Genomic DNA, 7,706 nt, shown 5'->3' with positions numbered 1-7,706 from the left:
CCCCGGCCCGGCCACCCCCCCCCCCCCCCCGGGCGGCCCCCCCCCCCCCCCCCCCCCCCCCCGACGCGTTAGTGCCGCCGGTTGCCGCGTACCGCCAATTCCGGTATTCCAAGGACCGCGCCGCAGGGATCACCGCCCGAATCGGCGCCCTGCCCGGCGGCCACGACCGCGGACCGCCCGTGGCCGCGCCGAATCCCATTCGCCTATGCGGGCACCCGGCCTCTCGCCGGGAAAAACCCACAGCCCGGGTGGGAGTTCTGCACCACTTACCGGGAAAAAGACCTCCTGCCGATACCCAATGGCCCGCACCGCGATCACTTTGAAATCGGCTCGCGCGGTGGTGAAGTATCGTTTATCGGCCTTCCATCAGCGAGGTAGCCCTACTCCGTCCCTTGACTCTGCCCCAAGAACACTTAATGATATTACGTGTACGTTCGTTCGGTCTTATGTGGGAACGTCACAACGGGCAAGGAGAAACGGTGCGGCACTGGCTCAGCAGCGTCTGGCGCGGCATGTCCGCCCACGGGGGCACCGAAGCGCCATCCAGGCCACCGCGGAAAGCCGCTGGCGGAAGCGATTCAAACCGCACGAATCCGGAGTAAATGCCGCCTGCGGGCAGCAACGCGATCACCGGATCGGCGCGTACCCGCTCCCCCCGCGGTTCTGCCAGCCAGCCGCCGGCATCACGGAACGGCCCGGCTCGCGACTGGCGTATGGACACGTATACGCACAGAGGAGAAATAGGGAATGAATAATGCCGCATTACCCCAGGACCGAAAAACTCTGAGCGGGCTGGACTGGCGCACCGCCGACATGGGACTGAGCCGACTGCGGTCCTTCGTCTGTCTGGCCGAGGAACTGCACTTCGGCCGGGCCGCACGGCTTCTGCACATCAGCCAGCCCGCGCTGAGCCAGCAGATCGCCCGGCTGGAGAAGGACCTCGCGACGATACTGCTGCTCCGCACCAGCCGGGTGGTCCGGCTGACCCCCGCGGGGCACGAGTTCCTCAGGGGCGCCCGCTCGGCCCTGGCCATCCTCGACGACGCCGCCTACGCGGCGCATTTCAGAGCGGCGCTCGCAGGCCAATCGTGCTGAGCCGCGTCTCCCACCCGCCATCCGACCGATGCCATGTCATCGACGCCTTCCGTCCGGCACCGCAGGAACAGCGCCACGACGGCCGCATGCACCGCGTGCACCCCATTACGGCCGGCCAGGACGGCGCCCGCCCCGGCCGGTAACCGGCCCGGCGAGCCGCTGGAGCCGGGCGGGGCAGGCCTGTCGGTCCGTTCCGCCCGGTCAGGCCTCCGACACGCAGGACTCCACCGCGCGCACCAGGTCCCCCACGGTCTCCGCGTCGGCCACCACCGCGTCGTCGACCCGGGCCTGGAATTCGCTCTGGAGGCCGAAGCCGACCTCCAGCAGCGTCAGCGAGTCCAGGTCGAGCGACGCGAGCGCGGTCTCGGCGGACGCGTCCGGGGGCACCTCGCAGCGTTCGGCGAGCACTTTCAGCACGCGCTCCTCAATGGTGCTCATACGCTTGTCTCCCCTTCGTCCAGCGCGATCTCCGGCCACTCCAGCACGGTCGACCCCCAGGTGAGCCCGGCCCCGAAGGCGGACAGCAGCACGTACTCCCCCGCCGCGACCCGGCCGGACGCGACCCCGTCGGCGAGGGCCAGCGGAATGGAGGCGGCCGAGGTGTTCCCGACCCGGTCGATGTTGCTCACCAGCCGGTCCTCGGGCAGTCCGAGCTGCCTGACCATGGTCCGCAGGATGCGGATGTTCGCCTGATGGCCGACCACCCGGTCCACGTCCGACGTCTCCCGGCCCGCGCGGGCGAGCACCGCCCGCGAGGACTCGGTCATCCGGGTCACGGCGTTGACGAAGACCTCCCGGCCCCGCATCGTCATGTACGAGCCGGCCGGGTCCGGCAGGGCGCCGCCGGCCCGCTGGCGTGAGCCGCCGCCCGGCATGATGATCATCTCGTGCCCGCCGCCGTCGCTGCCCAGGTCGAACGGCCCCACTGCGCCGGGCTCGCCGGGATCGCCGGCCCGCAGGACCACCGCTCCCGCACCGTCGCCGAACAGCGGCCGGACGATCTCGTCGGCCGGGTCCACGACCGTGGAGAAGGTGTCCGCGCCGATCACCAGCACGCTGCCCGCCAGACCCCCGCGCACCAGGGCGGCGCCGGTCGCCAGGGCGTAGACGAACCCGGTGCACACGGCGTTGACGTCGAAGGCGGCGGCGCCCGCCATGCCGAGCCGGGCCGCGACCGCCGGGGCGGTGCCGGGAATCTGGTGGTCGGGGGTGGCGGTCGCCAGTACCAGCGCGTCGGTCCTGGTCGTCCGCGCCGAGCACAGTGCCCGCTCCCCCGCCCGCAGCGCCAGGTCCGAGGTCGCCGTGCCCGCGTCGCACACATGCCGCTGCCGGATGCCGGTCCTGCCGTGGATCCAGTCGTCCGTGACGCCCAGTTCCCGGCCCACCTCGTCGTTGGTCACGATGCGCGGCGGCACCCAGCCGCCCAGTCCGCAGATCACCGCGGCGACAGTCATCGCCCTGCTCCTTCACGTCGTCTCCCCGTCCGCATGGCGTCAGTTGACCTGCCGCTCGCGGTCGGCCCAGTGCCGCTCCCGCAGGACGCGGCGGAGTGTCTTGCCGCTGGGGTTGCGGGGGACGGTGTCGATGAACTCGTAACCGGAAGGGATCTTGAAGTCGGCGATCCGGCCCTTGAGGAAGAGCATCAGCTCGCGCGGCCTGGCCTCGTGCCCGGGGCGCAGGACGACGTAGGCGTGCACCGACTCGCCCCACCGCTCGTGCGGCACCCCGATGACCGCTGCCTCCGCGACGGCCGGGTGCTTGCACAGCACGTTCTCCACCTCGGCCGGGTAGACGTTCTCACCGGCGACGATGACGGCGTCCTTGATCCGGTCGCAGATGAACACATAGCCGTCCGGGTCCAGGTACCCGGCGTCACCGGTGTGGATCCAGCCGTCCACCAGGGTCCGCGCGGTGGCCTCCGGCAGTTCCCAGTATTCGAGCATCGCCGCCGGGGTGCGCAGCAGGACCTCGCCGATCTCCCCCGCCGCCAGTGCCGTGCCGTCGTCGTCCACCACCTTGGCCTCGACGCCCGGATAGGGCCGTCCCGCGGCCTTGAGCCGGGGGCTGCCGACGACATGGTCCTCCGGCGGCAGGCAGACGGCCGTGTTGCCGGTCTCGGTCAGTCCGTAGATCTGGGCGAAGTCGCAGCCCAGTACCTTGATGCCCTGGGTGAGCAGGCTCTCCGAGATCGGCGAGCCGCCGTAGACGACCTTGCGCAGCGCGGGGAAGTCCCCGGGGCCGACGGCCGGATCGGCCAGGATCATCTGGAGCATGGCCGGCACGACACAGGCCGTGGTGACCGCGCCGTCGCGGAACAGCCCGATCGCGTCATGGCTGGTGAACATCCGCATCGCCACATTGGTGACCCCCGCGTTGAAGCCCTGCAGCGACCACCACAGCCCGCCGACGTGGAATCCGGGGATGCCGATCAGGCTGCGGTCGCCCTCCTGCCAGTCGATCCAGCGCAGGCCCTGCGAGGCCAGCCCGTCGCGGATGCGGAAGAAGCTGCGGTGCGGCAGGACCACGCCCTTGGGCAGCCCGGTGGTGCCGCTGGTGTAGAGCTGGGCCAGCGGGTCGTCGGGGCCGGTGCCCGGATCGAGGTCGGTATCGGGGAAGCGGGCCTTCCACGCCAGGTAGCCGGCGGCCGGGTCGCCGGGCGCCTGGACCGTGACCACCTCGCGCAGGCTGGGCAGTTCTCCGCAGCCGCTGACGGCCGGCCGGAATTCCGGCTCCACGAACAGCGCCTCGGTCCGCGAGTCGCGCAGGATGTGGTCCACCTCGGAGGCGGTCAGCCGCCAGTTCACCGGGACCAGGACGGTGCCGCTCTTGGCGCAGGCGAAGAGGATCTCGTAGTAGAACTCCGACTCCTTGCCCAGGTAGCCGACCCGTGACCCGGCGCCGAGCCCGGCCGCCAGCAGGGCGTGGGCGGCGCGGTTGCTCTCCAGGTGCAGCCGGCCGTAGTCGACGGTCCGCCCCTCGCACTCGATCGCGGCGCGGTCGGGAGTGCGCGCGGCGTGGAACGCGATCGACTCGGTGACCGTCCGCAGCTCGGGAAAATACCTGACGGTGTTCATTCCGCTCCCGTTCAGCAGAGGTTGTCGTCTGACCTGCGCCGTTCCCGCCGGCGGCGTCACAAGGTGTACTCGCGCAGGGCGGTCAGCTCGGTGTCCGCCGTCCGCCCTGCGGGGTCGGGGGCGGGGGCGGCGGCCCCGGCGTCCTGCGGGGCTCCGGACTCGTCGTCCGGCGGTGCCAGCAGGCCCGCGATGTGCACCGACAGCGTGCCGACGGTGGGGTGGTCGAAGAGCGTCGAGCTGGACAGCTCGGTCCTGAAGGCGGACTCCAGCGCGTTCTTCAGCTCCACCATGGCGAGCGAGTCCAGCCCCAGTTCGATGAATTTCGCGTCGGACTCGACGTCGTCGGGCAGCTCGAAGTTCAGCACCGCGGCGACCAGCACGCGCAGCACCTCCTTGACCGCCGTGGGCAGTTCGGTCCGCGGGCGGGCCAGCAGCTCGGCGAGGTCGAACACCGCGCCGCCGGTCCCGGTGCGCGGCCGCACCGCCGTGAAGAAGGCGTCCGTGGCGGCCTGTCCGGTCAGATACCGCTCCCAGTCGAATTCGCAGACCATCGCCTGGGCGCCGGGCCGGTCCCAGGCACGCACCAGCTGGCGCGTGCCGTCGCCCGGGGTGAGGAACCTGATGCCCTGGACCTCGATGGCCCGGATCTGCTGGGCGGTCAGCTCGGCGGCCATGCCGACCTCCGCCCACGGACCCCAGTTGACGCTGAGAGCGGGCAGCTTCGCGGCGGCGCGCTGGTGCATCAGGGTGTCGAGGAAGGCGTTGCCCGCCGCGTAGTTGCTCTGGCCCATGTAGCCGACCACGGACGCCACCGAGGAGTAGCCGACGAAGAAGCGCAGGCCCGGCAGTTCGGCGGTGGCCCGGTGCAGCAGCCAGCTTCCGTACATCTTGGGCCGCAGGACCGCGTCCAGGCTCTGCCAGGTCTGCCGGGAGACCGGCGCGTCGGCGAGCACACCGGCCGCGTGCAGCACCCCGCCCAACGGCGCCTGCCCGGCCTCCACTTCGGCGAGGATCCGCGCGACATCGCCGGCGTCGGCGATGTCGCCGCGCAGGACGGCGAGCCGGACGTCGGGACCCAGGTCCGCGGCCAGCCGGGCGACCTCGGCGCCGTCCACCGCCCGGCGGCTGACCAGCGCCAGGTGCCGTGCCCCCTCGCGGACCAGCCTGCGGGCGGCGACCAGGCCGAGCGCCCCGAGGCCGCCGGTGATCAGATAGGTCTCGTCCGCCGACAGGCGCACCGGCTCAGCGGCGGGGCCGGCGGCGGGGACCGGGAATTCCAGCACCAGCTTGCCGGTGTTGGCTCCCCGGCTGAGGACGCCGAAGGCCTCCTCGATCTCGTCCAGCGCGTAGCCGACGGTCGGCAGCGGTCCGAGGTCCCCGGTGTCCATCAGGCCGACGACGGTCTCCAATGTCGACTTGTTGATCCGGTTCAGCTCCGCCTCGGGGAGTTCACTGAGGTCGAAGCAGTGGTAGTCCACGTCGGGGCGGGCCTCGCGCATACGCTCGGGCGACCAGACGCCGATCTTGCCGATCTCCAGGAACCGCCCGCCTTCGCCCAGGCAGCGTACGGTCGCCGGGATGTGGTCCTTGTTGAGGCTGTTGAGGACGATGTCCACGCCCCGGCCGCCGGTGGCCTCCAGCACCTGGTCGGAGAAGTCCAGGGTGCGGGAGTTCATGATGTGCCGGACGCCCTGCGTCCGCAGCAGCGGCCATTTGCGCGGGCTGGCCGTCGCGTACACCTCGGCCCCGGCAAGCCGGGCGAGCTGGATCGCGGCCTGCCCGACACCGCCCGCGGCGGCGTGCACCAGGACCCGGTCGCCCGGCCGGATGCCGGCCAGATCGTGCAGGGCGTAGTAGGCGGTCACATACGCGGCGGGCAGCCCGGCGGCCTCGGCGAAGCTGATGGCGGCGGGCTTGCGGACGGCGACGGCCGACGACACGGTGGCCCGGCGCCGCATGCAGCCCAGGTGGCTGAACAGCACCTCGTCGCCGGGCGCGAACTCCGCCCCGGGTCCCGCGGACAGTACGGTGCCGGACGCCTCGTAGCCCAGCGGCAGCGGTACGTACTCGATACCGGTGTCCTGCGCGTGCTGGCGCAGCATGCCCAGGACGTTGAGCACGTCCTTGAAGTTCACCCCGGCGGCGTGCACCTGGACCTCGATCTCGTCGCCGTCCGGCGCGCGGTCGGGCACCGGCACCGGCCTGACGTTCGAGAACTGCCCGTATTCGGTGATGGCCAGCTCGAAGTTGGCCTCCTGGCCGCCCTGGTCCTCGGCCACCGGGCGCAGCCGCAGGACGTGCCGCACCCCGGCCCGCAAAGCGATCCGGTGGTCGGCGTCCCCGGTCTCGCCGCACTCGTCGAGCAGCGCCAGCAGATCCTGCTCGCCGGCGTCGGCGGGCAGGTCGGCGAGTGTCACCCGCAGCGACGGGTACTCCTTGAACAGCACCTGCCCGAAGCCCCACAGGGAGGCGGCGGCCAGGCCGGCGGGGTCCGCCGGGTCCCGCACCGGGTCCTTCGGCAGCCGCTGGGCGGCCTCGGTGACCAGCAGCAGCCTGGGCGTGCCGCCCGGCCCCGCCGAGTCCAGGACGGACACGAGGTGGAGCAGGTCGCGGTAGTTGCGCTCGCTCTCGGCGCGCAGCGCCTCCACGTCGGCGGCCGGGCTCCTGTCCGCGGCCGGCCGCTGCCCCGGTGTCCAGAACCAGCACACGACGGTGCCGCGCCGGGCCTCCCCCAGCAGGACCGCGGCCTGGGCCGCGTCCGCGGCGAAGCACAGCCGCACCCCGGCGGGCGCGGCCGGCAGCCGGTCGGGGGCGGCGCCGACCACCACGATGTCCCGTTCGGCCGCGCCGCCCGCGGTGGGCAGACTCTTCTTGGTCCAGTGCGGCTCGTGCACGACGCGGCGCGGGGTGGCGGTGTTGGTCACCCGCCGCAGGCGCAGCCCGCGCACGCTGAACACCGGCCGCTCGCCCTCCGACGCCAGGATGTCGGCGGTCAGTTCGCCGTCGCCCGGGTCCGACAGCCGCAGCACCGTGCGCAGTTCACCGCGGGGCTTCTTGTGCAGCGCGATCTCGTCGAAGCCCACGGGCAGGAAGGTGCCGCCGGCCGGGGCCACCGCGGCGAGGGTCTGCATGGCGCAGTCCAGGACCGCGGGGTGCAGCAGGGCCGGCTCACTGCCGTCCGGGCCGCGTACGACGCCGAGCGCGACGCCGTCCGGGTGGGTGCTGACCCGGACCAGGCGGCGGAATTCGGCGCCGTAGGCGAGGCCGACGTCGGCGAAGTCCGCATACAGGTCCTCGCCCCGCTGCTCGCCCGTCGCCGGGGCGGGGGGGGGGGGGGGGGGGGGGGGGGGGGGGGGGGGGGGGGGGGGGGGGGGGGCGCCCCCCCCCCCCCCCCCCCCCCCCCCCCCCCCCCCCCCCCCCCCCCCCCCCCCGGCTCCGCCTCGCGGCCGGGGACCGGGCCGAGGACGGCGGTGACGTGCCGCCGCTCGATAGCGGTGTCGCCGCCGGGCACCAGGCTGACGATCTCCAGGGCCGCCG

General features: G+C 72.9%; 5 protein-coding genes. 1 reads left to right on the top strand and 4 read right to left on the bottom strand.

The genetic code is table 11. The features are described from left to right. Positions 1-747: 747 nt before the first annotated feature. Positions 748-1,095 carry a LysR family transcriptional regulator gene (locus tag V7E46_RS05445; RefSeq protein ID WP_333767332.1) on the top strand — a complete coding sequence of 116 codons (348 nt, stop codon included), beginning with the start codon at positions 748-750 and terminating at the stop codon, positions 1,093-1,095. Positions 1,096-1,296: 201 nt separating this feature from the next. Here the strand turns inward: V7E46_RS05445 and V7E46_RS05440 are convergent, their stop codons facing one another. Genes V7E46_RS05440 through V7E46_RS05425 form a run of 4 tightly spaced genes read right to left on the bottom strand, consistent with a single transcriptional unit; the run spans position 1,297 to position 7,459 of the window. Beyond that, complete coding sequence (locus V7E46_RS05440; protein WP_329172422.1) at positions 1,297-1,533, bottom strand: phosphopantetheine-binding protein; 237 nt, start codon at positions 1,531-1,533, stop codon at positions 1,297-1,299. Then, positions 1,530-2,549, bottom strand: coding sequence for a beta-ketoacyl-ACP synthase III (locus V7E46_RS05435; RefSeq protein WP_333767331.1), 1,020 nt, complete (start codon positions 2,547-2,549; stop codon positions 1,530-1,532). Before V7E46_RS05435 ends, V7E46_RS05440 begins: the two co-directional genes overlap by 4 nt. A 39-nt stretch (positions 2,550-2,588) precedes the next feature. Further along, entirely contained in the window at positions 2,589-4,169 is a 1,581-nt protein-coding gene (locus V7E46_RS05430; RefSeq protein ID WP_333767330.1) for a long-chain-fatty-acid--CoA ligase, read from the bottom strand. A 56-nt stretch (positions 4,170-4,225) separates the two neighbouring features. Beyond that, on the bottom strand, positions 4,226-7,459 hold the full coding sequence (locus V7E46_RS05425) for an SDR family NAD(P)-dependent oxidoreductase (protein WP_333767338.1): 3,234 nt from the start codon (positions 7,457-7,459) through the stop codon (positions 4,226-4,228). Between the last annotated feature and the right edge of the window lie 247 nt (positions 7,460-7,706).

Origin of the sequence: Streptomyces sp. IBSBF 2435 (genome assembly GCF_036815005.1) — a bacterium.
GTDB lineage: Bacteria > Actinomycetota > Actinomycetes > Streptomycetales > Streptomycetaceae > Actinacidiphila.
Note: the sequence above shows the minus strand (reverse complement) of the source record. Positions and strands in the feature narration are given on the sequence as shown.